The organism is Alteromonas sp. OM2203, assembly GCF_048517045.1.
GTDB lineage: Bacteria > Pseudomonadota > Gammaproteobacteria > Enterobacterales > Alteromonadaceae > Alteromonas > Alteromonas gracilis.
Genome location: NZ_CP183209.1, coordinates 4435080 through 4457532, shown reverse-complemented (window position 1 = coordinate 4457532; position 22453 = coordinate 4435080). Strand labels below are relative to the sequence as shown.

The window sequence follows — 22453 nt, the reverse complement described above, 5'->3', positions numbered from 1 at the left end:
GCAGATCATGAGCAAAGCAACTGAAGTTATCTCGCCAGATACCTCTGCGCCCCACGCTGGCCACGGGCATGATGAGCATAACCATGAACACCACGATCACATTCCAAAGGGGATAACTCGCTGGCTGTTTACCACTAATCACAAAGACATTGGCACACTCTACCTATGGTTTGCTTTTATTATGTTTTTAGTGGGTGGAGCGATGGCGATGGTCATTCGAGCCGAACTCTTTCAACCAGGTCTACAGATAGTTGAGCCGAACTTCTTTAATCAAATGACCACGGTACATGGGCTTATCATGGTATTTGGGGCGGTGATGCCCGCCTTTACAGGACTGGCTAACTGGTTAATTCCAATGATGATTGGCGCGCCAGATATGGCACTGCCTCGAATGAACAACTGGAGTTTTTGGATATTACCGGGTGCGTTTTTAATCTTGCTTAGCTCGCTCTTTATGGAGGGAGGCGGCCCTGCGTTTGGTTGGACTTTTTACGCTCCACTTTCAACCACTTATAGCGGGGATTCAACGGCGCTTTTCGTGTTTTCTGTTCATATCATGGGTATTTCGTCAATCATGGGAGCGATTAACGTAATCGTTACCATATTTAATATGCGTGCGCCGGGTATGACGTGGATGAAAATGCCCCTGTTCGTGTGGACATGGCTAATAACTGCGTTTTTACTTATAGCGGTTATGCCGGTGCTCGCGGGGGCGGTAACCATGGTATTAACTGATAAGTTCTTTGGCACGAGTTTCTTCGATGCTGCTGGTGGTGGCGACCCTGTTATGTTCCAGCATATATTCTGGTTCTTTGGGCATCCTGAAGTTTATATTATGATTCTGCCAGCGTTTGGCATTATTTCTCAAATAGTCCCTACCTTCTCTAGAAAGCAGCTCTTTGGCTATGCGTCGATGGTTTATGCTACCGCGTCGATAGCTCTGCTATCGTTTATTGTATGGGCTCACCATATGTTTACGACAGGGATGCCGGTGTACATGGAAATGTTCTTCATGTTTGCCACCATGCTTATTTCTGTGCCAACAGGTGTGAAAGTGTTCAACTGGGTTGCGACAATGTGGCGGGGCTCTCTAAGCTTTGAAATGCCGATGATGTTCGCTATCGCTTTTATTGTGCTTTTCACTATTGGCGGTTTATCAGGGTTAATGCTTGCGATTACGCCCGTTGACTTCCAATACCACGACACGTATTTCGTTGTGGCTCATTTCCACTATGTTTTGGTTACAGGTGCTGTCTTTTCCATTATGGCTGCTGTCTATTATTGGCTGCCTAAATGGACAGGGAAAATGTACGACACCACACTTGCAAAGTGGCATTTCTGGTGCTCGCTCATTTCAGTAAATGTTCTGTTCTTCCCCATGCATTTTGTTGGTTTGGCAGGTATGCCTCGCCGTATTCCAGATTATGCACTGCAGTTCGCCGACTTCAATAAATGGATAAGCTTGGGCGGCTTTGCATTTGGCCTTTCTCAACTGATCTTCTTGGCGCTACTTATCAAGGCGTGTAAGAAGCAGGGGGAGGCCGTGTCATCACAAGTATGGGATGGCGCAGAAGGTCTAGAATGGGAGATTCCATCGCCTGCTCCTTATCACACATTCGAAACACCGCCCGTTGTGAAATAAGCAGGCAGTTGTTGCTATGAATGTGGACAGTGTGGATAACAATCCACACTGTCTAGATGGTGGAGTAATTAGATTTTTTTTTCACACGTCTAATTGCCCTCACCTTTGGATTTAACCGGAGGTAGCGTGATGTCACAACAAAGTGCAAATAACAAAATGGTGATCAAGCTAGTTGCGATTGTCATCGGCATGTTTGGCTTCGGCTTCGCCCTGGTGCCCCTTTACGATGTGTTTTGCGACGTTACAGGGATTAACGGCAAGACAGAGGGAAGCGCAGCGGTTTACCAATCAGTAGAAATTGATGAATCCAGGGAAGTCACGGTCGAGTTTATAACCCGAACCAACTCTGGAATGCCTTGGGTATTTCGTGCTGAAACCAAACGCGTAAAAGTTCATCCTGGTGAACTCAATACTGTCTCTTTCTACGTGAGAAACCCAGCGTCGAGTAATATTGTGGCGCAAGCAATTCCTTCTGTATCTCCTGGTATGGCAGCGCTCTACTTAAACAAAACCGAATGCTTCTGCTTTAACCAGCAGCCTCTGGATGCAGGGAGTGAAGCGTATATGCCCATGCAGTTTTACGTCGACCCTCAGCTACCAAAAGATATTACATTTTTTACATTGCAGTACACACTCTATGACGTCACAGCGCGAGCAAGTGACCTAACGACAACACCGAATCCCTTTATGACTTCAGCACCGTCTGCCGGTGAATAGACGCAAGGGGTAAGGAGAAAAAAATGCAGTCCGAAATTCAGAATAACGACTATCAAAAATATTATGTACCCGCGCAAAGCCCTTGGCCAATTGTAGGAGCTGTTGCTTTATTCCTCATCGCCGTAGGCGCAGGCAACTTTGTGGTTGAAGCAACGAGAGGTGAAGCCGGCTATGGAGGTTATATTCTTTTAGCTGGTATTGCTGTTTTACTCGTGATGTTGATTGGCTGGTTTAAAAATCAAATCGATGAATCGATGGCGGGGCTTTATAGCGATCAGTTGGGCCGTTCCTATCGACAGGGAATGAGCTGGTTTATTTTCTCAGAAGTCATGTTCTTTGCCGCGTTCTTCGGTGCACTTTATTACGCGAGATTCATTGCTGTGCCATGGCTGGGTGGGGCATCAAACAACGCCATGACCAACGAGGTGTTATGGCCAACCTTTGAGGCGATGTGGCCCCTTGTTACTACGCCTGGTGGCATTACCACACAAGAGATGAGTGCCGCAGGTCTTCCAACTATAAATACTGTCATTCTGCTTATTTCTTCAATTACCCTGCATTTTGCGCACGTAGGGTTGGAGCAAAATAAGCGTAAGCAATTAACTTTGATGCTTGGCATAACGATTTTACTTGGGTGTGGGTTCTTGTTCCTTCAGGTGGAGGAATATATCCATGCTTATCGCGATTTAGGGCTAACACTTCAGTCAGGCATTTACGGAAACACCTTTTTTATGCTCACTGGGTTTCATGGTATGCACGTCACCTTGGGTACCATCATTCTGATCGTACTATTTTTCAGAGTGTTAAAAGGGCACTTTTCGCCAGACAACCATTTCGCGTTTCAAGCGGGGAGCTGGTACTGGCACTTCGTAGACGTAGTGTGGGTAATGCTCTACATCTTTGTCTACGTGCTATAAAAAAAGCCCCCAGACTCAATAAGGTCTTGGGTTTGGGGTAATCAAGCCTGTACCAATAGCGATAAGGATAAGAATGACAATGATGGCAGAAGTGAGGACACGTCGACCAATATATTTACTCATGGGGCCTTTTGTCGTGTCATTTTTAATCATAACTCGCATTGCCATGAACAAGTTCACAATCATAAATAGCACTAAAGCAATAAGGACGATTTTTATTAGCATACGGACCTCTATTTTTATTCTAATGTGCCACGGAGCCAGATAATCATGTTTTCTCGCCCACGCCATTTTATACCCTGGTTACTTACGGGTATTAGTGTGGCAGCTATGTGCGGCTTGGGATACTGGCAACTTGAGCGCATGGTCCAAAAGCAGCAACGTTTAGCTAGCATAGCGCAAAAGCAAAGTAATGGAACCTTGAGTTTAGAAGCAGCGCTGACGCATTCAGACCCTCGTGACATTATTGTATCGGTAAAGGGGCAGCTCGATGGTAATCACGTTCTTCTTTTAGATAATCAGATACACAATCAGCGCGTTGGCTTTGATGTTTTGGCACCGGTTTATACAAACGCGGGATGGTTGCTCGTCAACTTTGGCTGGTTACCAGCGCCAGATCTAGTAAGAACCCTACCGAACATAAGTTTATCGAGCGAAACACGGGCGTTCGAAGGCGTTATTAGTGTGCCTGGCGAAAACCCGCTGGTGAGAGAAACGAATATGTCGCTTTCTACCAGCCCAACACTTATTCAACACATAGACTTTTCTGCACTTGGCAGTGCGCTAGAGCGAAAGTTTTTACCGTTTATTCTTCACCTTACAACGCCTGATCCCACCTATGTGCGCGAATACAAAGCCGTTGTAATGTCTCCAGAAAAGCACCTTGGTTACGCCGTTCAATGGTTTGGGTTAGCCATCGCGGCAGCGGCCATCGGCGGCTATGCAATTAGTAAGAAAGGACGAAGTTATGAGTAATACTGCTTCAAAGAAAACCTTAATAATTATGGTGGCAGTGTTTGTTTTGCCGGTGGTATTGGCAAAGCTAGCACTTGAAAATGACTGGTTTACCAAAGGCGCTACCAATAAGGGGCAACTGTTGTCGCCCACTATTGATATGGGGGCTTTACTTGACGACGCAGATCCAAAATGGCGTTTACTCTACGTTATGCCAGACGAGTGTGATGCCGTATGTGAGAATGCACTGTTTAGCATTAATCAAGTGTGGCTGGCACTGGGAAAAGAATCTGACCGCGCTCAAGCACTAGTTGTCACCACATCCTCCAGTGATAAACGTGCAGTAGCTGCCCTACGTGAATACCCTTTCGTTGAGACAATGAGGGTTACCACACCCACCTCTCTTGCCTCAAGCAGTGTTTACATTGTAGATACGCAGAATAATGCCATGCTCTTTTACGAGATTAGGGATGATAGAAAAGATGCTGTGATGGAAAGTCGCAATATGCTGGCCGACATGAGAAAGCTCTTGAAATTATCACGCATAGGGTAATCGCTATGAAAAAGTTAACACTATTTAGTATTTTCCTTGCAGCGGTTGTCATAATTTTAGGTGCCTATACACGTTTGACCGATGCGGGCCTTGGTTGTCCCGACTGGCCTGGATGTTACGGCAACCTTACCGTGCCCTTAAGTGAAGAGAAAGTGGCTCAGGCAAACGCAGCCTATCCAGAGCGTCCTGTCGAGGCATTCAAAGCGTGGAATGAGATGATTCATCGTTACTTCGCTGGGACCCTAGGGCTTTGTGTGTTGGCTATTGCTATCATTGCGGTAAGACAGCGTCATAAAGGTACGCCGGTGAAGCTTCCTCTGCTTCTACTTGGATTAATAATTTTTCAAGCTGCCCTTGGCATGTGGACAGTAACGCTCAACTTACTCCCTGTCGTCGTAATGGGGCATCTACTGGGAGGCTTTTCGGTTCTATCCTGTCTTTTTGTGCTTTATTTACGTTTACGCAATCGCACTTACGAAGCATACCATTTGGGTCTAAACGATGTCCCAATCGAAAAGGCAGCCTCAGATACGTCACAGAAAGCTAATTCATTTCAGTCATCCCTTAAACTTGCAGCTTTTATTGGCGCAGGCGTTCTAATAACGCAGATTGCGCTTGGGGGTTGGACCTCTGCTAACTACGCCGCACTTGCGTGCACAGAGATGCCTGTTTGTGAGAGTGGTTGGCAAGACCGTATTGATATCCCCGGAGCCTTTAGCGTTCCTGATGCACAAAACTATGAATTTGGCGCTCATGATTATGGTGAGCGAGTCACTATGCATATTGTTCATAGGTTAGGTGCTCTCATTACCTTTGTGTATTTACTCGCCTTGGGGATTAGTGTTTTAGTAAGCCGCTACGCTACATCAAAACAAAAACATGTAAGTGCATTTATGATACTAGCGCTATTCACACAGGTGGCTTTAGGTATCAGTAATGTAGTCTTCATGTTGCCACTCGCCGTGGCCGTTTTGCACAACGCGGTGGCTGCGATACTGCTTCTATCGTTGATAAATCTAATTTTTACGCTAGTGACAAGGACACAGCATACGCGTGCCCTCAACAATGATAGACAAAATAGTCATGCATTATCAGGTTCACGTCCATTGCATAGTGCTGGCGCATTCAGAACGGACGCTTCGACACCTAACGCTATTGCTGGGTCAACGTCTTCTCATATTCTCCCTAGAGCTCCAGGAGGTTTCTATGGCTAAATCGGTTTCGCTACACGCTCGTTCATCTCGCCAACATCAGGTCGTAACGTGGCGTGATTATTATGAAATGACTAAGCCTAATGTGGTTATGCTGCTCCTATTAACCGCCCTTGTGGGTATGTGCTTAGCCACGCCATACTGGGTCAATGCAAAAATTCTGATAGGTGGTTTGTTAGGCATTGGCATGCTGTCAGCTTCTGCAGCAGTTATTAATCATGTTGTAGATCATAAGATTGATAGTGTTATGGCGCGTACCTTTAACCGACCGGTAGCTAAAGGCAAGGTGAGTATTAACCACGCGCTATGGTTTGCTGGCACCTTGGGAGTATTGGGCTTTGTTGTGCTTGCTCTTTTCGTAAACATGCTAACAGCGTGGTTAACCTTGGCCAGTTTGGTTGGCTATGCGTTCATATACACAATGTACCTAAAGCGCGCTACGCCACAAAATATCGTTATTGGTGGGTTAGCGGGGGCTGCTCCTCCTCTTTTGGGGTGGACCGCGGTAACAGGAGAAGTTCACTCTCACGCATTGCTGCTCGTACTCATCATTTTTACATGGACTCCACCCCATTTCTGGGCGCTGGCCATTCACAGAGAGAAAGACTACGCCAAAGCCAAGGTGCCTATGTTGCCGGTAACCCATGGCGTTGCCTTTACTAAAACTTCTGTTCTGCTGTATACCGTATTGTTAGGGCTCGTTTGTTTACTTCCTTATCTGACAGGAATGAGCGACCTTATATACTTGATAGGCTCAAGTCTTCTCAATATTGGTTTTTTGTATTATGCGTTAAAACTTAAATTCGATGCGCAACCTGAAACTGCAATGAAAACTTTTAGGTTTTCAATTATTCATCTCATGGTATTGTTTGTTGTACTACTCTTAGATCACTATGTACCATTGAGTTTATGAATCAACGAACTATCGTCGGCCTTGTTGCATTTTTAGCACTATGTGCGGGCATCGTCGGGGCGCTTTATATCGCGCCCCCATCGGTTGAAAGCCAACCTGAATACTTTCAAGCCTATCCTGAACCTCGTGAAATCACGCCGTTCGAATTAACATCACATGATGGCGACGTTTTCAATAACGCATCGTTGAAAGGGCAATGGAGTCTTGTGTTTGTGGGCTATACCTTTTGCCCTGATATCTGCCCTACCACCATGGCTGAATTGAACGGTATATACCCTGAACTAAAAGCCCTAGAGAGTGTCCAACCTATTAGAGTTGTTTTTGTGTCGGTGGATCCAAAACGCGATTCAGTAAAACGACTCGCAGAGTACGTAAACTATTTTAATGAGGAATTTATCGCCATAACCGGTGAGCATAAGGCGCTTTTTCCCTTCGTTCGCAATTTGGGAATGATGTATGCTATCGCAGAAAGCACCTATAACCCCAATTATTTAGTTGATCACAGTGCTTCTGTTGTACTTGTCGACCCTGAAGCTAGGGTGATAGGAAGATTTAAACCGAAAAGAGAGCCAGGGAAGCTATCGGTAAGTGATCCTCAGCAAATATTGGCAGACATGCCAGTAATTATTTCGAAGCAGTAATATGGAAATCAAAATCAGGCAAGGCATAGCATCTGATGCGGCGCAAACTACGCCGCTTATATTAAACGCGGCACAGTCATTGTTAACGTCTATTTTCGGACACAATAAAAATAAAACAGCCGATGGCTATCTTGCTCACGCTTGGGAGTTAGGTGGTGGCCAGTACGGTTTCAAGAACCACTGGGTAGCGAGTAAAGGCAACGAAGTACTGGGTGTTGTCACTTCATGGCATAGTAAGCTAGGAGCTGCGTTCGATAGAGCGACGCTTGATAGTATCACGTCATATTTCACTCTTGACGAAGCCATGGCGGTTCTAATGCGCAATCAAACGGTTGCTGTAAATCTTACTCCTCCCACAACCAGTGAGTTAATGATAGGGCACCTTTCTGTTGCCGAAAGCGCGAAGCGCAGCAAAGTAGGCTCTCGATTAGTCGATACCATGCATAAGAGGGCGGAAAAGCTGAAAAAGCGTAAGCTGGTGCTAGATGTTGAAGTGTCGAACATTCCGGCTATTCGCTTTTACCAGCATCATAACTTCCAAGAAGAGTCGATAAACAAAGGCTTTATACGGTTTGCAAAGCCTGTATAGGTAAACGTTTTCTTATATAAGTGCGGGCTTAATAATACTCGCTCGCACCTAGCCTGAGTCTCGCTAATAATTGCGCCCTAGTCAGGATAATTACCCTTTTCGTCTGCCACAAAAAAAGGTGTTGAGTACCAATAATAGCGCCCTGCTTGTGTTTTTGACGGCGCCGTACAGTTCACCCGTGAACGTCCCACCGGAAGTGTTTCACTCAGATTAAAAGAAAGCACGCTGCCTTCAACGCTTGTCTTTATGGTATCGCCACCAAAAAAACAGTTCACTTGGGCAAGGCGCACGTCGTCACTGTTTATCGTTAAGCTGATAGGTGATGATAGCTTTCGTGTTGTCATGCGAGGGTTTTCATGTGAACTGTGCGTTACCGGCATAGCAAGGCTATTTAACTTAGTTTTTAGTGTCGCTAGATTGGCATATGGGCCTGCCGCCGGAAAACGCGGAAGCGCCTGCATGTTACTCGTTGGGCCTACTGCCCCTGAGTGTTGGCCGAACCCAATGTAACCTTCCGTTTTAAGCTTGTTAGCGAGTGCCGTATTGTACTCTCCAAACGGATACGCTAGATATTTAAGGCTAATATCCAATTTGTCTTCTATTTTCTTCTCAGCGCTCTCTACGTTTTGCCATACTTTGTCGAGCCATGCACGTTCGTCCATTGCTTGCTCACCGTTAAGCATATGCAAATGATCTAGGGTGTGATTGGCAAAAACGACACCGTCGTTATGCATAGCAATCACCTGTTCCCATGTTAGTTGCTTCGGGCCTACGCCAATTTCATCAGGGTTTATGAAGATGGTATACGGAAAGCCCAAGTCAGCGAGTATGGGATGCGCATTGCTTAAAATGTTTGCGTATCCATCGTCAAAGGTAATAGCCACCGCTTTCTCTGGCAGTGTAGTATTGTGTTGTATCGCTGAAACAACATCTTGCAGTGGCACAACTGTGTGGTGAGCGTCTAAGTATTCCATGTGAGATTTAAAAGCCTCAGGTGAAATACTGGTACTGGCTGGCGTGGAAGAAGAAACGTGGTGATAAAGTAAAATAGCTGCGTTAGGTACGGTTCTTATACTAGGCTTGCTGCTCGTCCCTCCCTCATCCTGCATATTGGATGTAATAGATGAAACAGGATTTGCAGCAGTATGTGGGGCAGCACCTGAAGCAAAGCTAGACCCGAAGAACAGCGTGCTGAAAACCCCCACTAACATCGAAGATAAGACGTTTAGATTAATGCGATTCTTCGCTTTATTTTGAATCAAGGTGTTGGTTTTCATATCATCATCCACTGAGTGCCCGATTAAATTCGATAGCATGGTAAACTTCCAAACAAGGCGACTTGCCAGTCTTTTTTGTTTGGTCAAACAAGTACGCCTTTCACTTATGCTGTTGCATAGGTTGATAGTATATAGCGAAACCAACCCCTACTGAGATCATTTATGTCCCGTGCCCCAGTAACTCAGCGCTCATTTTTTGATGATCATACTCGTCTTTTGGCTTTAGCGCTTCCCATGATCCTAGCGAATATTACCACGCCACTTTTAGGGTTAGTGGATACCGCAGTATTGGGCCATATGTCGCTACCTGCAATGCTTGCGGGAGCGTCGGTAGGCGCGCTTATCTTAACGCAAATATACTGGGTTTGCGGTTTTCTTCGCATGTCTTCGACAGGGCTTAGTGCACAGGCTAAGGGCTCGCCGAACAACACCCTTGAATCAGCAAAAGTATTGTGGCAAACGGTTGCAGTAGCCGTACTATTGGGGGGGGCCGTACTTGCTCTTCAATCTCCAATTCTTTCTTTAGGCTTAACGTTAACTCAACCCAACAGTGAAGTTGCCCTTCACCTTCAAAGTTATTTTTCAGCGCGAGTATGGGGCGCGCCGGCTGCCATGCTTAATCTTGCATTGGTGGGATGGTTGGTTGGCCAGCAGAAAACGCGCAGCGTTATGGCAATACAAATAGTGGGAAATTTGTTAAACGCCGCACTCGATGTGGTGTTTGTGTTCGGGTTCAACCTGTCGGTGGCTGGCGTTGCGCTGGCGAGTGTAATCGCTGAATATACCATGGCAATAATGGCGTTAGCAGTAGCGTTCAAGCAGGTTGGCGGTGTGACGGTAAGTGCGTCATGGTTCAACCGTGCAGCTCGAAAAGTACTGATGAAGCTAAACGGTGACATGCTGCTAAGGAATTTAGCATTGCAAGGCTGCTTAGCGTTTCTTACCATTCAAGGTGCTCGCTATGGCGAAACGTCGGCGGCGGTTAATGCCATACTCATGCAGTTTTTTGTTTTAATTGCGCTGGGGCTTGATGGTATTGCCTATGGCGTTGAAGCGCTGGTGGGGGAAGCTAAGGGGGCGTCTGACAGCAGCGAAGTGAAACGACGCACCTACCAAGGGTTAGTCTGGTCGAGTATTTTTTCCCTCATTTATAGCTTGATATTTTTCGTAGGCGGTGAGGCCATTATCGCGCTGCTTACCGAACATAGTGACATTGTAAAAGCTGCGCTACCTTATCTTGGTCTTATGGTATTACTTCCTCTATTAGCGCATTGGTGTTTTTTGTACGATGGCGTATTTGTTGGTCTTACCCGAGCCAGCGCAATGAGAAATACCATGATAATAAGTGCGTTAGGGGTGTATTTCCCCGTTTGGTATCTTACGCAAGATCAGGGTAACGTCAGCCTTTGGTATGCTCTCCTTGCCTTTTTACTCGCTCGCGGTGTGACATTGGCCTGGAGCTTTCATCGTTTAGATAAACGCGGTGAGCTAGCGACACCGCAAAGCTAGTGTTTTATACGCTTCGCTGACCTTACTTAGGGAAGGCGTGCTGAGCACGCTGACTCTCTCAGTTTTTCTAGGGCATCATTCAGTATTATTTTTTTTTGCTACTGTGTTTTTTGCGCGGTTCTTTTTTGCACAATGATAATAGTGTGTAGTTCAGGGTGCTGATCGAATTCAACGTGACGAACAAACCCGCCTGCTTCTATCAATATTTCTATGTATCTATGTAGCCCCAGCGAGGCGTAGTACACTTCTGGGCCCATCACTTCGTTTGTGTGTTGGCCGCTTTCATCTGTACCCCCACAGCTAAAAAGCAACACTCCGTCATCGTTTAAATGATCCACTAGCTTCTTAAGCAAAGGCTCTTGCTGCGTTAGGGGAATATGCCAAAAGCTATCCCAAGCGCTAATAAACGAATAGTGCTTGGGGATAGTGAATGTACACACGTCGGCGCAATAGAAGGTATGAGCGGGTAATTGGGACGTCGCAATGGCCAGCATATCTTTGGAAACATCAATGCCTTCGTAAGCTAGCCCTGCGCTTTCGATAATCGGAACAAAACGATTGGTGCATCCGCAACCTATGTCTAGTGCGTAACCTCGTTTCTTTGGTTTGTCTTTATTGCTCGCTTCACCCTTACCAAGCGCTTCGCTAGGCACTGTATCAGGCTCTTGTGATGGGGTGTCCGCTAAAAATGACAATGCTTTTTGGTAGGCGGTTAACCCATTTTTCTGATTAAATTCAGGACGAGTCCAAAGGTGTGTAATGGTGTCGTAGGCCTTGCCAGTTTTTTCAGGTGTCATATTCCCTCTGTTAGCTACGCTTTTACTGGTTCAAGGTTAATTCATCTAGCAACAATGTATAGTGCAAAGTGCAAAGTGCAAAGTGCAAAGTGCAAAGTGCAAAGACAAGAAAAGGCGAAGCCCGTTTAGGATATTGAGCGGCCAGACAGTAACACCTATGCAGTTTCGTTTGGTTAGGGCTTATATGTAGACTTAACTAGGCATTACCCAAAGCGCTATTACTCAAAGGGCTTTGGCCCAAATAGAAAGCTAAAAGCGAATAGCCTGCAAAAAGAGCGTGAGCATTTAAGCAGGCAGCACTACAGCTATTTTCTTACGATGTGCGTTGCACAGAGCTTGTTGCCCGCGGGGTCTCGCAGATAAGCAAGATACAGTTGGCGTTCACCATTGCCTCGAATACCCGGTGGGTCCTCGCATGGCACGCCCCCATTCTCGCTTCCCACTTTATGCCATTCATCAACGATGTCTGGTGTTCGAGCGGCAAGGCCGAGCGTGGTGCCATTACCGTGTGTGGCAGTCTCTCCGTTAATCGGCTTTGTTAGCGCTAAAATACCTTTCGGCGTATAGTAAAATACCCGTCCGTACTCGTCAAAAACGCCTGGCTCGTATCCTAATACTCCTAAAATAGCATCATAGAATTTCTTTGAAGCTTCAAGGTCGTTCGCACCTAACATAACGTGGCTAAACATAGTTGTGTCCTCTGAAAATGGTAGGGGCAAAACCCCTTTATCAAAATTAAGTTACACGCGATTTAGTCGGCTAGCGCAAAATCTACTGCCGCTGAAGCATGGATAGCCGTCGTATCGTACAACCTAACATTGGTGTCTTTTTGTTGAACTAATAACGCGATTTCAGTACAGCCTAGAATAATACCTTCAGCACCCTTAGCAGCAAGCGCGTTAATCACTTCAATATACGCGTTACGAGAGTCAACACAAATCACGCCCTTGCATAATTGTTCATAAATAATGTTATGAACCGTGTTTCTTTGCTGATCATCAGGAACAACAACTTGAATGCCAAAAAGCGTTTCAAGACGAGAAGTATAAAAGGCTTGCTCCATGGTAAAGCGCGTACCTAACAGCCCAACTTTTTTAACCTTGTTTTGCTTTAACACGCGCCCTGTGGCGTCAGCAATGTGAATAAGAGGAACAGAGATATTTTGCTCAATATCAGCTGCAACTTTGTGCATGGTATTGGTACAAATTAATATGGCCCTTGCACCCGCCGTTTCTAAATGCTTTGCCTCGCGAATTAGAATGTCAGCAGTTTTATCCCATTCTCCTTTATGCTGAAGCTGTTCTATTTGTGCAAAATCAACGCTGCTTATCACAAGCGGTGCACTATGCAGGCCGCCAAGTCGCGCATTTACGCCGCGGTTTATCGCTTGATAATAACTTACTGTAGATTCCCAACTCATACCGCCGAGTAGGCCAAGTTTCTTTATCGTCTTCACCACAGGTCACCTTCCATTTTTAGATACTTAGCACGACCTCTAATCTAACGTTTACATCCATTTTTGACTACTGGCGCGATGAGGTAGATTGTGGATTGAACAAACGTAGAGAACGTGATTTTAGGGGGGGCTACACAAATTTAGCGTTATACGCGGCACAAAAGTTGACGTCGTTAATCTCCGTTTTTCGTACGTATTTACGGGAGGCAGGCAGGTAAAGCGAACGTGAAGTCAGAATTTGGGGGGCGGCTTTTTGTTTTTCAAAGAGGAAAAACGCGCTAGAAAAATGCCGATATAGCCAAACATGGCAATGACAAAACCACCAAATAGCACAGTCATACTGAGAACATATAGCGATATGTGTAAATGGCTTAATGTAAATAGTAGCAAGACGCCGACAACGAAAATAGTTAAGCCTATTTTGAATCGTTGCCAGCTTTTATGAATGTCTTGCGTCTGCATAGGTTAAGATACCTAGAGGGGCCTAGCTAAACTCTACTTAGTAGTATGAATGCTCGCCAGCTTGGTGTTCAGTTGCATCGCGCACGCCCTTGAGCTCGCCAGCAAACTGTTCAACCATTTGCTTTTCAATGCCTTCTTTAAGCGTTACGTCAACCATTGAACAGCCGTTACAACCGCCACCAAATTGCAGTATGGCGTAACCATCTTCGGTTAGTTCAGTAAGCACAACGTTGCCTCCATGGCTTGCTAGCTGTGGATTGATTTCCGACTCAATCATATAGTTGATTCTTTCAATCAACGGTGCATCGTCTGCTACTTTACGCGCTTTTGCGTTAGGCGCTTTAAGCGTTAGCTGAGAGCCCATTTGATCGGTAACGTAGTCAATTTCTGCTTCATCTAGATACGGCGCGCTTTCTTCATCGATTACGGCATCAAATCCATTAAATGGCAAACGGGTGTCCGTCTCTTCAACAGCGTCTGGCGGGCAATAGGACACGCCACACTCTGCCGATGAAGTGCCTGGGTTTACGACGAATACACGAATATTCGTGCCAGACTCTTGTTTACTCAACAGTTTTACGAAGTGAGCCTGGGCTTCTTCTGATATAGTTATCATCAGCAAGTCCTACATATTTTGAAATTTGGATGATTGTATCAAATTTACCTGAGTAAAACAGTCAGGTATTAATTAAATAAATTATTCCAGTAAATCGAATTTGTTGGGAAAGTTGCAAAGCGCAACGTATTTTCAACCATAACAACAAGACGGGAAGCGCTATGTTAGCGAAATTGCAAAACTCCGCCAGAAACCACCCACTATCACTTACTTCATTGTTAGCCCTAGGCACTATTGCATTCGGAGCAACTACCAGTCACCAAGCTGTAGCCCAACCAGCGTTAGCATCAGCTGTTAGTATTGCACCTGATGTAGGCGGGCAGCCGGTGACAGCATACTTACCTGACACGGTATCCTACAACCCAGCTATTCCCACGCCTGAATCGATACTAGGCGCCAACATTGGCGAGTGGCATGTGCGTCACGACCAAGTCGTCAATTATATGAAGCTACTTGCCGAGAAGTCTGACCGTATCACCATTGAAGAAACCGGCCGTACTCACGAAAACCGCCCACTTCTGTTACTGACAATCACAGCGCCCTCAAATAGAAACAATATTGAAGCTATGAGACAGCAACACATTGATGCCATGGAAAGCGGCAAGAAAGTAGGTAGCGATGCTCCCCTTATTTTCTACATGGGCTACAGTATTCACGGTAACGAGCCTTCTGGTACCAATGCTTCCCTAGCGCTGGCTTATTTTTTAGCCGCCGCCGAAGGTGAAGAAATCGATGCCTTGTTAAGTAATAATATTGTGCTATTTGACCCGTCTTTCAACCCTGATGGACTTTCCCGTTTTGCTCAATGGGCTAACATGCACAAGGGTAAGCAGCTGGTTTCTGACAGCCGTCACCGTGAACATGATGAGGGGTGGCCTTCAGGCCGCACAAATCATTATTGGTTCGATTTGAATCGCGATTGGCTATTACTGGCGCACCCAGAATCCCAAGCACGCATAAAACAGTTTCACAAGTGGCGCCCGCATGTACTGACCGATTTTCATGAAATGGGCACAGACAGTACCTATTTTTTTCAGCCTGGCGTACGCTCGCGTAAAAATCCGCTAACGCCGGACGAGAACGTCACCCTTACTGAGGCACTGGCGCAATATCATGCTGCTGCGTTCGATGAACAGGGCGAGCTATATTTCACCCAAGAAGGATTTGACGACTTTTATGCAGGAAAAGGGTCTACATATCCAGATTTACACGGCAGCATAGGTATTTTGTTTGAGCAAGCCAGTTCACGAGGTCACCTGCAGGACTCTATTAATGGCAAGCTTGCCTTCAAAGACACCATCGCAAATCAAATTACTACGTCTTTGAGCACTTTTAGAGGCGCATTGGCAAATAAAGCTGCTATTCTCGATTATCAATCGGGTTTTGTTAAGAGCACACAGTCACTGGCTGAAAAGGATGAGCAGGTAGGTTTTGTTGTTAGTGCATCGAATGATACTGCTCGCTTTAATGCTTTTATCGCGCTACTAGAACAACATCACATTGAATATAATGTATTAACAAAAAACTTTGAGGCTGACAAAGTTCGTTACGGTGCAGGAAAGGCGATATATATTCCTACTAGCCAGTCTCAATACCGCTTAGTTAAATCTATTTTTTCAACCCAAACGTCGTTTGAAAACAACACGTTTTACGATGTTTCAACGTGGAATTTAGCGCTCGCTTTCAATTTAGATTACGCGCCCTTAGACAAGAGCGATGTGCGAAGCCTTGAGTTAAGTGGCACCTCCGCACTAGCCCAAATAGCACCCAACGATATTCATCCTGACGCTTATGCTTACGCATTCTCTTGGCAGCATTATTATGCCCCAGCCATGCTGCAAACCTTATTGGAAGCAGGTGTAAAAGTGCGAAGCAGTGAAGAAGCGTTCTCTGCCATTAAATATGACGGGAAAAACGTTGAGCTTCAGCCAGGCAGTATTGTTGTACCGAAAGGCTTGGGTCAGCCTGAAAACTTAGCGTCCATTTTGCGTGAAGCGCAACAGCAACTTCAGGTACCTGTGTTTAGTTTACGCAGTGGGTTAACTCCCACAGGGAATGACTTAGGCAGCCGAAGCATGGCACCAGTGGCGTTGCCGCAAGTGTTGATCGTAGGCGGTGAAGGTACCAGCGAATACGAAGCCGGTGAAATGTGGCATTACTTCGACACAAAGGTGGGCCTAGCGCCTAGTATCGTAGAGCAACAACACCTGACAAGGGCGCTCAGTGATCCAAGCGCAACTTACACTCATCTACTATTTCCAAGCGGTAGCTATCGTTTTACGGAGAGCGAGAGAGCACAAATTGAAGAGTGGGTGAAAGCGGGTGGCGTGATTGTCGGTCAGAAATCCGCGCTGCGTTATTTTGCTCAGCATAAATGGTTAGATGCAGAAGTGGTTAGCCGAGAAAGTATTGATAACGCTTTCGATGAAAGTGAATTAAGTTACAAAGACGGCGCATCGTTATACGCCAGAAAGCTCGTGGCAGGTGCCGTATTTGAAGCGAACATCGATAATTCTCATCCACTGTTTTACGGGTATGACGATGACACGCTGCCCATGTTTAAAACTAACAATATGATAATAGAAGCAAGTAGTTCACCTTTTGTGACGCCAGCGCGTTACACCGACGAGCCTTTGATGGCTGGGTTTAGTGATAATGCAATGGTAGCGCTAATGGCGGAATCAACCGCTGTAACTACACAAAAAATGGGGCGTGGTGTGGTCATTGGCTTTACCGACAATACGCAGTTTAGAGGGTATTGGTACGGTACCAACAAGATGCTGGCCAATGCGATTTATCAGTCACATTTTATTCGCTAAATCAGTTTTAAGAGCGCGGTGAATGCCGCGCTTTTGAAACTAGTTCTCGCCATTGCGTTTTCCAAGGCCTACACCCTGTTAACTTCAGGCTGTCTGATAAAGGCTGCTTTTGGGCGGCGGAGTAAATGCCGCTACCCATACTTGAATGGCTATATTGGGGTAGCGCTGCTTAAGCCTTTTGCTAAGGGTATTTACGGTCACGCCGGTGGTAAGAACATCATCAACTATCGCGACGGTGAAACCGCCTCCATCTGCTTTACTTTCCGCTGCTGCTATCTGTTCATCAATACACCATTTCGTTAAGCCAAATGCACGGCTTGCGTTTTCCGCTCTGGCTGCTTTGGATAAATGGTGCTGCACGCTAAAGCCTTTTCGTCTAGCCCATGTTTGATTAACCGGTATGTTTAGCTCACGACTTGTGCTTTCACAAAGTAGGGTCGCCTGATTGTAGTGTCGCGTTGCAAGGCGCCATGCACTAATTGGAACCGGAAGCAGTAAATCGGGCACTGATAAAGTGCACTGTCGCTTTTTATGGACAAACCAGTTACTTAATACTTTTCCTGCTGTAAGGGAATGCGTAAACTTCAACTGGTGAACCAGCGATGACATGGGCCAAGTATGAAGCCCTAATACACTCAACGCATCATAGTGGCTATGCTTGACGTGGCCTGCTACCGGTCCGTATTGAAGTAGATTACTTCCATGCAAAGTGGTATCGAAAAAAAACATGTCATCTTCACACCAGTGACATACTGGCGTAGGACTTGCCTGATAACATAGTAAACATGAAAGGTTCATAATGTTGATTCCATCAACTTCCTTGAATTGTCGAACGTTGACCTATTTTCATCATTTCGTGTTGCCTCAAAAACACGTCACTGCCTAAGGAGGTGTAAATGGAAATGTTGCATACAAACGGCGAGCTTGTCACCCGTACTCAAGGTACAGGCGTAGATGTGGTATTTCTTCATGGATGGGGGATGAACAGCGGGGCGTTCACATCTTTCATTCCTTACCTTAGCGATAATTTTCGCGTCACTACCATTGATCTTCCCGGGTTTGGAGAAAACGCTGAGACTATTCCTTCACCTTATAACGTTGAAACCCTTGCTCAATTTATTGTTGATTCATTGCCCGACCAATGTGTATTAGTTGGGTGGTCGTTAGGCGGTTTGGTAGCACAGAAATTAGCGCTTTTGGTCCCAGAAAAACTTACTGGGCTGGTGACCATTGCTTCAACACCTCGTTTTATTGCGGGGCCTTGTTGGCCGGGTATAGCTGCCGATTTACTTACTATGTTCGAGTCCCAGCTTGAAAAGAATTACCAAAAGACACTGGAGCGTTTTTTAGCAATTCAAGCCATGGGGAGTGAAACGGCCAAGCAAGATATTAAAGCAATTAGAGAGCAGGTTACCCAATACCCAGACCCTGCTGAAGAAGCGCTCAAGAAAGGCTTACGTATATTGTCGACTGAAGACATGCGTCAAGAAGTCGGGCGGATAACCACACCAACTTTACGACTGTATGGCCGATTAGATAGCCTTGTACCAACTAGTGGTATCGATAGAATTTGCGAGCTACACCCACAGGCTGATACGGTTGTTTTGCCTCATGCGTCGCATGCTCCGTTTATTTCCCACCCTCAGCAAACTGCCGACATTCTTTTTCGTTTCGCCGCCGGTGTTTATCAGCGAAAAGCGTCTTAACCTTTTCTTTAAATAAAGCTTCAATCCAATGTTTACCTTTGGTTTGAAGCTTTTTAGCAGCATCTCCCGTCATTAAAAATCGACTGCTTACAAGTAGTTACTGCCGGGCAGTAATACACGACTTTTCATTTATGCAAAATTGGTCAATAATTGCACATGAGAGGTTAGAGGTAGTGTATGACAGGTATTGATGGTGTAGGCTCTGCGTTTGCAGCCGCCCAATATGGTTTACAAAGTGCAAGCGATGGCATTTCGCAAGCGGCATCGAATATTGCTCAGCGTACCGCTGAGGATGCGGTTGCGCCCGCTCAACCTATCGCAGCTAACACTGACATAAATAACGCGACACCTAATTCAACATCTTCCACCTCACGTTTAACTGACGATTTAATTGCGCTAAATGTAAGCGAGCGCAATGCACAGGCTTCCGCCAAAGTGCTCGGTGTTGCCGACGAGATGCTCGGCACTATTATTGACGTGCTGGCGTAGACGGAGAAGTCGCAGTGAACATCGTCACACCAATTCTAAACACCATTGCATACCCTACTGCAAATATAAATACAGAATCTGCGCGCAGAGATAACGTGCAGCGGGAAACTATTCCCCAAACCTCAGATTCACAACAGGGTGCCTCTCAGAAAGGCTTAGGGTCTGAAGCCGATAAGGCAAAAGCCCCTGGGCAGCCGCCAGCACCAGTTACTTATGAACGTCCTCAGGTACAAACTGAGCTTCAAGCTGCTTTTCAAAACGTGTTTGGTCAAGAAAAAGACAACGCGCAGGATGAGAGTGCAGGCAAACAGGACGCGCAAGATAAGCAACAAGAGCAGCAAGAAAAACAAGACGCCGCTGAGATTGAACAGTTAAAAGCCCGGGATCAGGAAGTAAGAGTTCACGAGCAAGCGCATGCGGCAACAGGCGGTCAATACGCTGGTGCACCTCAGTATGAGTACACTACGGGCCCTGATAATAGGCGTTACGTCACCGATGGTCAGGTATCCATCGATGTTTCAGAAGAAAAAACACCTGAAGAAACGCTGAAAAAAATGGAACAAGTGCGCGCAGCCGCGCTCGCGCCAGCGGAACCATCCTCACAAGATTTAAAGGTAGCTGCTGAAGCCTCTCAGAAGGCCACCGAAGCTCGAAGCGAAATTGCAAAAGGTCAGGCTGAAGGTTTTTCTACCGAGCAGATTTCAGTAGAAGGTGTTTCTACTGAGAGTGCTAATAACGTTTCGGGCAATGGAACGATCGCACAGCCAGAAGCGAGCCCAGGTACCGTTGGTGACGCGGTGCTAGAGGCCCAGTCTAGGTTCTCAGACACTACAACTTCACAGGGGCTTGGGGCCAACGAATCTGATTTTATGCAGGCGCGAATTGGCCGAATTCAAAGCGCTTATTTACAAGCCTATACGCCATCAAGAGAAGGCTTATCGCTTCAAGCGTAAAGGCTTGTAATGTTTTTAGCTGGGTTTAATAGTCAAGTATCGCCTTCGTAAAGGGGTACTTGGGTGAATCGCCAGTAATGTCTGAAAGCACCGAGTTCATGGTGTCTACATCGCTGTCGAACCCGCCATGAGATGTTGCAGCCGTAGCATCGCCTTCTTTCCCTTCGCTATATTTAAATGTCACGTTATCAATCGGCTGATTAAATATGGCCATACCTAACAGCGGCATCTCCGGTTTAGATTCAAATGCATTTGAGACTAAATAAAGCAGCGATTTTTGGTAAATGCGCGCCACATGATCATCCTTTTCCAACGCTTCAGATAAATTGTAAATTGTGGTCGACTCAATACTTTTTCCCTCTATAAGAGCAGAGAGCCTTTCACTAAATAAGGGAGTGCTAATGGCGGGTGCCAGTAAATGAAGGCTTTTAACTTTTATATTTTCGTCAATTTTAAACAGCCTTGATAGGCTGTGCGCATGAAAGATAGAGCCAGCTGAATGACCCACAACGTGCAGCTGAATATCCGGGTTATCTCTTAAATAGGCGGCTAACTGCGTAAGAAAGTATGTACCATCTGACGTGGTACGGGTAAAAGGCGTGCACGCATCCGATTTCATTTCACGCCACAATGCGCCGCCTACTTTACGTGTTGCCCATTCCAGAATTCTGTCAGTATAGTCGGTGAAGGCGCCTACTTTATTGCTAATCTCTTTATTTTTGAAACCTAAAATATCCTTTAACTCTTCTAGCATGCCAGTGTCATACATGAAGTGAATAGGGAAAACATCGTTTTTGAGAAACGTATCTTTCATAGCGGCGATGCGCTTAGCTGAGGCTTTTATGCTATTTAAGCCCCCGTGAGCATATAGCATCACATGGCGATGGTTACTGTCAGATAGTTTCTCAATAATAGTATCTACGTGGTTTTTGTTGCTCCAATATTTGCTTCTTGTATCGAAGTGCCCGTCGTCGAAATGAACAAAGTGATCTTGAATACTCACGCGCGGCGTCGAACGGGTGAATAGCCCTTGTGCAATAGAGCGTGTCGCTTGATGGTAGGTACCGGTACCTGAGATAGGCAGCGCAAGCTGGACAACCCAGGCATCCATAACATTTAATGCCCAGTCATCGTAGCGCCAGAGGGCCAGCCCTGATTTTTTCCAATCCGTACCCCACGAGTTTTGGATCCAAAAGCCTTCGTCGTTATAGCCGACAATGGCGAACGCATGGCCCCCTATGGGTTCTGGTCTTAAGTTTATTTTGTCCCCTTCACTGTCTTTCCAGCCTTCATGAATTCTGGCAGACACAAAGATAACGCCCACTTCGTTAAGGGCTGCATGAAAATCACTAATTTCCCGTTCAATACGGTAGTAGGCCCCTAGTCTGTGATTGCTAGCGTTATTAGCAATGGCAAGGGTCATTTCGAATTCGTTGCTGTGCTCTATATCTTGTGTTAGTGAGTAATTACATACCCCACTGTTGTACCAGCCTTTAATTGCTCCGCGGCAACTCGAACCCTCGTAGGCTTCGTCCAACCATTCATCGTGACGCTTGGCCATAGCATAAAGCATCCACGGACTGACAGTCTGTTTTCGGCCCTGCTGACGATAAATGAAGTTAATGGTTGCCGCCAACGCAAAGCCCGTACAGGCACCATCTTTACCTTGGTCCAAAATGACCAGGTTACCAGGTGGGTCGATAAAAGGCTTAAGTGGAGTGAGGTTTGGTTGATAATAACGGTCCCGAAGGTCGGGGTAGTCGGCGCTGACATTCAGCATGTCTTTTGAAACAGGTAAATTCATAACATCATCCTTTGATTAGGGCTGATGAACCTTGTTGCACGATTAGATAAAAATTCGTACACCAAAGGTCAATGGCTCCAGTTCACTATAGTCGTCCGAAAGTGCTACCTTGAAAAAGATTGGGGTCAAAAGAGCGACATTACGTTCGTTAAACGTTACGAAATTTCATAAACATCAACTGACTCGCTAAACAAGAACAACAAACAAACTTTCGTTTCGGTATGACCAATACCTTTTCACTGTTTCGGTTTCTAATTTGACACTCTTTATTCTGGGAATTTGAAAGGGAACAGCCATTCCTGTATTCCCACGCTTCGCTAAAAAACTTGCCAGCGCCTTCTGAGTGGGCACTTATCTATGCGGATTGGTATAATGTAGCAAAAACGAGCAGTCAAATGGAAGTGCGAAAAAAAGGGCCTGTCTAATTG

Annotated in this window: 22 protein-coding genes; 14 read left to right on the top strand and 8 right to left on the bottom strand. The window is 45.9% G+C overall.

Annotated elements, in window-relative coordinates; all coding sequences use genetic code 11:
* Nucleotides 1-7: 7 nt before the first annotated feature.
* The 3 genes from ctaD (at nt 8) to ACM0P2_RS19535 (ending at nt 3276) form a co-directional block, all read left to right on the top strand.
* Nucleotides 8-1642 (top strand): cytochrome c oxidase subunit I, encoded by a 1635-nt coding sequence (ctaD, locus tag ACM0P2_RS19545; protein WP_159118656.1) that lies wholly within the window; start codon nt 8-10, stop codon nt 1640-1642.
* A 129-nt stretch (nt 1643-1771) separates the two neighbouring features.
* Nucleotides 1772-2359, top strand: coding sequence for a cytochrome c oxidase assembly protein (locus ACM0P2_RS19540; RefSeq protein ID WP_159118696.1), 588 nt, complete (start codon nt 1772-1774; stop codon nt 2357-2359).
* 23 nt (nt 2360-2382) lie between these two features.
* Complete coding sequence (locus tag ACM0P2_RS19535) at nt 2383-3276, top strand: cytochrome c oxidase subunit 3 (RefSeq protein ID WP_173359251.1); 894 nt, start codon at nt 2383-2385, stop codon at nt 3274-3276.
* A gap of 15 nt (nt 3277-3291) precedes the next feature.
* Here the strand turns inward: ACM0P2_RS19535 and ACM0P2_RS19530 are convergent, their stop codons facing one another.
* Nucleotides 3292-3501: a DUF2909 domain-containing protein gene (locus ACM0P2_RS19530; RefSeq protein WP_105932450.1), complete on the bottom strand. Its 210-nt coding sequence runs from the start codon at nt 3499-3501 to the stop codon at nt 3292-3294.
* A gap of 45 nt (nt 3502-3546) precedes the next feature.
* Here ACM0P2_RS19530 and ACM0P2_RS19525 point away from each other — a divergent pair, with 45 nt between their 5' ends.
* Genes ACM0P2_RS19525 through ACM0P2_RS19500 form a run of 6 tightly spaced genes read left to right on the top strand, consistent with a single transcriptional unit; the run spans nt 3547 to nt 8137 of the window.
* Entirely contained in the window at nt 3547-4251 is a 705-nt protein-coding gene (locus ACM0P2_RS19525; protein WP_159118654.1) for an SURF1 family protein, read from the top strand.
* Nucleotides 4244-4783, top strand: coding sequence for a hypothetical protein (locus tag ACM0P2_RS19520; RefSeq protein WP_419227047.1), 540 nt, complete (start codon nt 4244-4246; stop codon nt 4781-4783). The genes ACM0P2_RS19525 and ACM0P2_RS19520 overlap by 8 nt, the downstream gene beginning before the upstream one ends.
* 5 nt (nt 4784-4788) lie before the next feature.
* Nucleotides 4789-5997, top strand: a complete 1209-nt coding sequence (locus tag ACM0P2_RS19515; protein WP_173359250.1) for a COX15/CtaA family protein — start codon at nt 4789-4791, stop codon at nt 5995-5997.
* Nucleotides 5990-6907: a heme o synthase gene (cyoE, locus tag ACM0P2_RS19510; RefSeq protein WP_159118649.1), complete on the top strand. Its 918-nt coding sequence runs from the start codon at nt 5990-5992 to the stop codon at nt 6905-6907. The genes ACM0P2_RS19515 and cyoE overlap by 8 nt, the downstream gene beginning before the upstream one ends.
* Nucleotides 6904-7548 carry an SCO family protein gene (locus tag ACM0P2_RS19505; RefSeq protein WP_419227046.1) on the top strand — a complete coding sequence of 215 codons (645 nt, stop codon included), beginning with the start codon at nt 6904-6906 and terminating at the stop codon, nt 7546-7548. The genes cyoE and ACM0P2_RS19505 overlap by 4 nt, the downstream gene beginning before the upstream one ends.
* A 1-nt stretch (nt 7549) precedes the next feature.
* Nucleotides 7550-8137, top strand: coding sequence for a GNAT family N-acetyltransferase (locus ACM0P2_RS19500; RefSeq protein ID WP_159118646.1), 588 nt, complete (start codon nt 7550-7552; stop codon nt 8135-8137).
* A 77-nt stretch (nt 8138-8214) separates the two neighbouring features.
* Here the strand turns inward: ACM0P2_RS19500 and ACM0P2_RS19495 are convergent, their stop codons facing one another.
* Nucleotides 8215-9453 carry a polysaccharide deacetylase family protein gene (locus ACM0P2_RS19495; protein ID WP_159118694.1) on the bottom strand — a complete coding sequence of 413 codons (1239 nt, stop codon included), beginning with the start codon at nt 9451-9453 and terminating at the stop codon, nt 8215-8217.
* A 123-nt stretch (nt 9454-9576) separates the two neighbouring features.
* Here ACM0P2_RS19495 and ACM0P2_RS19490 point away from each other — a divergent pair, with 123 nt between their 5' ends.
* The gene (locus tag ACM0P2_RS19490) at nt 9577-10923 is read left to right on the top strand and encodes an MATE family efflux transporter (RefSeq protein ID WP_419227045.1); all 1347 of its coding nucleotides are present in this window, start codon (nt 9577-9579) and stop codon (nt 10921-10923) included.
* Between the two features lie 98 nt (nt 10924-11021).
* Here the strand turns inward: ACM0P2_RS19490 and ACM0P2_RS19485 are convergent, their stop codons facing one another.
* The 4 genes from ACM0P2_RS19485 to nfuA all read right to left on the bottom strand — a co-directional run bounded on the left by ACM0P2_RS19485 (nt 11022) and on the right by nfuA (nt 14254).
* On the bottom strand, nt 11022-11720 hold the full coding sequence (locus ACM0P2_RS19485) for a class I SAM-dependent DNA methyltransferase (protein WP_419227044.1): 699 nt from the start codon (nt 11718-11720) through the stop codon (nt 11022-11024).
* Nucleotides 11721-12025: 305 nt separating this feature from the next.
* Nucleotides 12026-12409, bottom strand: coding sequence for a VOC family protein (locus tag ACM0P2_RS19480; RefSeq protein WP_419227043.1), 384 nt, complete (start codon nt 12407-12409; stop codon nt 12026-12028).
* Between the two features lie 62 nt (nt 12410-12471).
* The gene (locus ACM0P2_RS19475) at nt 12472-13176 is read right to left on the bottom strand and encodes an aspartate/glutamate racemase family protein (protein WP_159118641.1); all 705 of its coding nucleotides are present in this window, start codon (nt 13174-13176) and stop codon (nt 12472-12474) included.
* A 499-nt stretch (nt 13177-13675) separates the two neighbouring features.
* Entirely contained in the window at nt 13676-14254 is a 579-nt protein-coding gene (nfuA, locus tag ACM0P2_RS19470) for a Fe-S biogenesis protein NfuA (RefSeq protein ID WP_159118639.1), read from the bottom strand.
* A gap of 161 nt (nt 14255-14415) precedes the next feature.
* Between nfuA and ACM0P2_RS19465 the strand changes: the two genes are divergently transcribed.
* On the top strand, nt 14416-17073 hold the full coding sequence (locus ACM0P2_RS19465; RefSeq protein WP_419227042.1) for a M14 family zinc carboxypeptidase: 2658 nt from the start codon (nt 14416-14418) through the stop codon (nt 17071-17073).
* An 84-nt stretch (nt 17074-17157) separates the two neighbouring features.
* On the opposite strand, the gene ACM0P2_RS19460 is transcribed toward ACM0P2_RS19465, so the two are convergent.
* Nucleotides 17158-17871, bottom strand: coding sequence for a ComF family protein (locus ACM0P2_RS19460; protein ID WP_159118637.1), 714 nt, complete (start codon nt 17869-17871; stop codon nt 17158-17160).
* Between the two features lie 98 nt (nt 17872-17969).
* On the opposite strand from ACM0P2_RS19460, the gene bioH reads away from it, so the two are divergent.
* The 3 genes from bioH (at nt 17970) to ACM0P2_RS19445 (ending at nt 20221) form a co-directional block, all read left to right on the top strand.
* Entirely contained in the window at nt 17970-18779 is an 810-nt protein-coding gene (gene bioH, locus ACM0P2_RS19455) for a pimeloyl-ACP methyl ester esterase BioH (protein ID WP_159118636.1), read from the top strand.
* A gap of 177 nt (nt 18780-18956) precedes the next feature.
* Nucleotides 18957-19268 carry a hypothetical protein gene (locus ACM0P2_RS19450; RefSeq protein WP_419227041.1) on the top strand — a complete coding sequence of 104 codons (312 nt, stop codon included), beginning with the start codon at nt 18957-18959 and terminating at the stop codon, nt 19266-19268.
* A gap of 14 nt (nt 19269-19282) precedes the next feature.
* Nucleotides 19283-20221 carry a putative metalloprotease CJM1_0395 family protein gene (locus ACM0P2_RS19445; protein ID WP_419227040.1) on the top strand — a complete coding sequence of 313 codons (939 nt, stop codon included), beginning with the start codon at nt 19283-19285 and terminating at the stop codon, nt 20219-20221.
* 25 nt (nt 20222-20246) lie between these two features.
* Here ACM0P2_RS19445 and ACM0P2_RS19440 read toward each other — a convergent pair whose 3' ends face one another.
* The gene (locus ACM0P2_RS19440) at nt 20247-22025 is read right to left on the bottom strand and encodes a C1 family peptidase (RefSeq protein ID WP_419227039.1); all 1779 of its coding nucleotides are present in this window, start codon (nt 22023-22025) and stop codon (nt 20247-20249) included.
* Nucleotides 22026-22453: the final 428 nt, after the last annotated feature.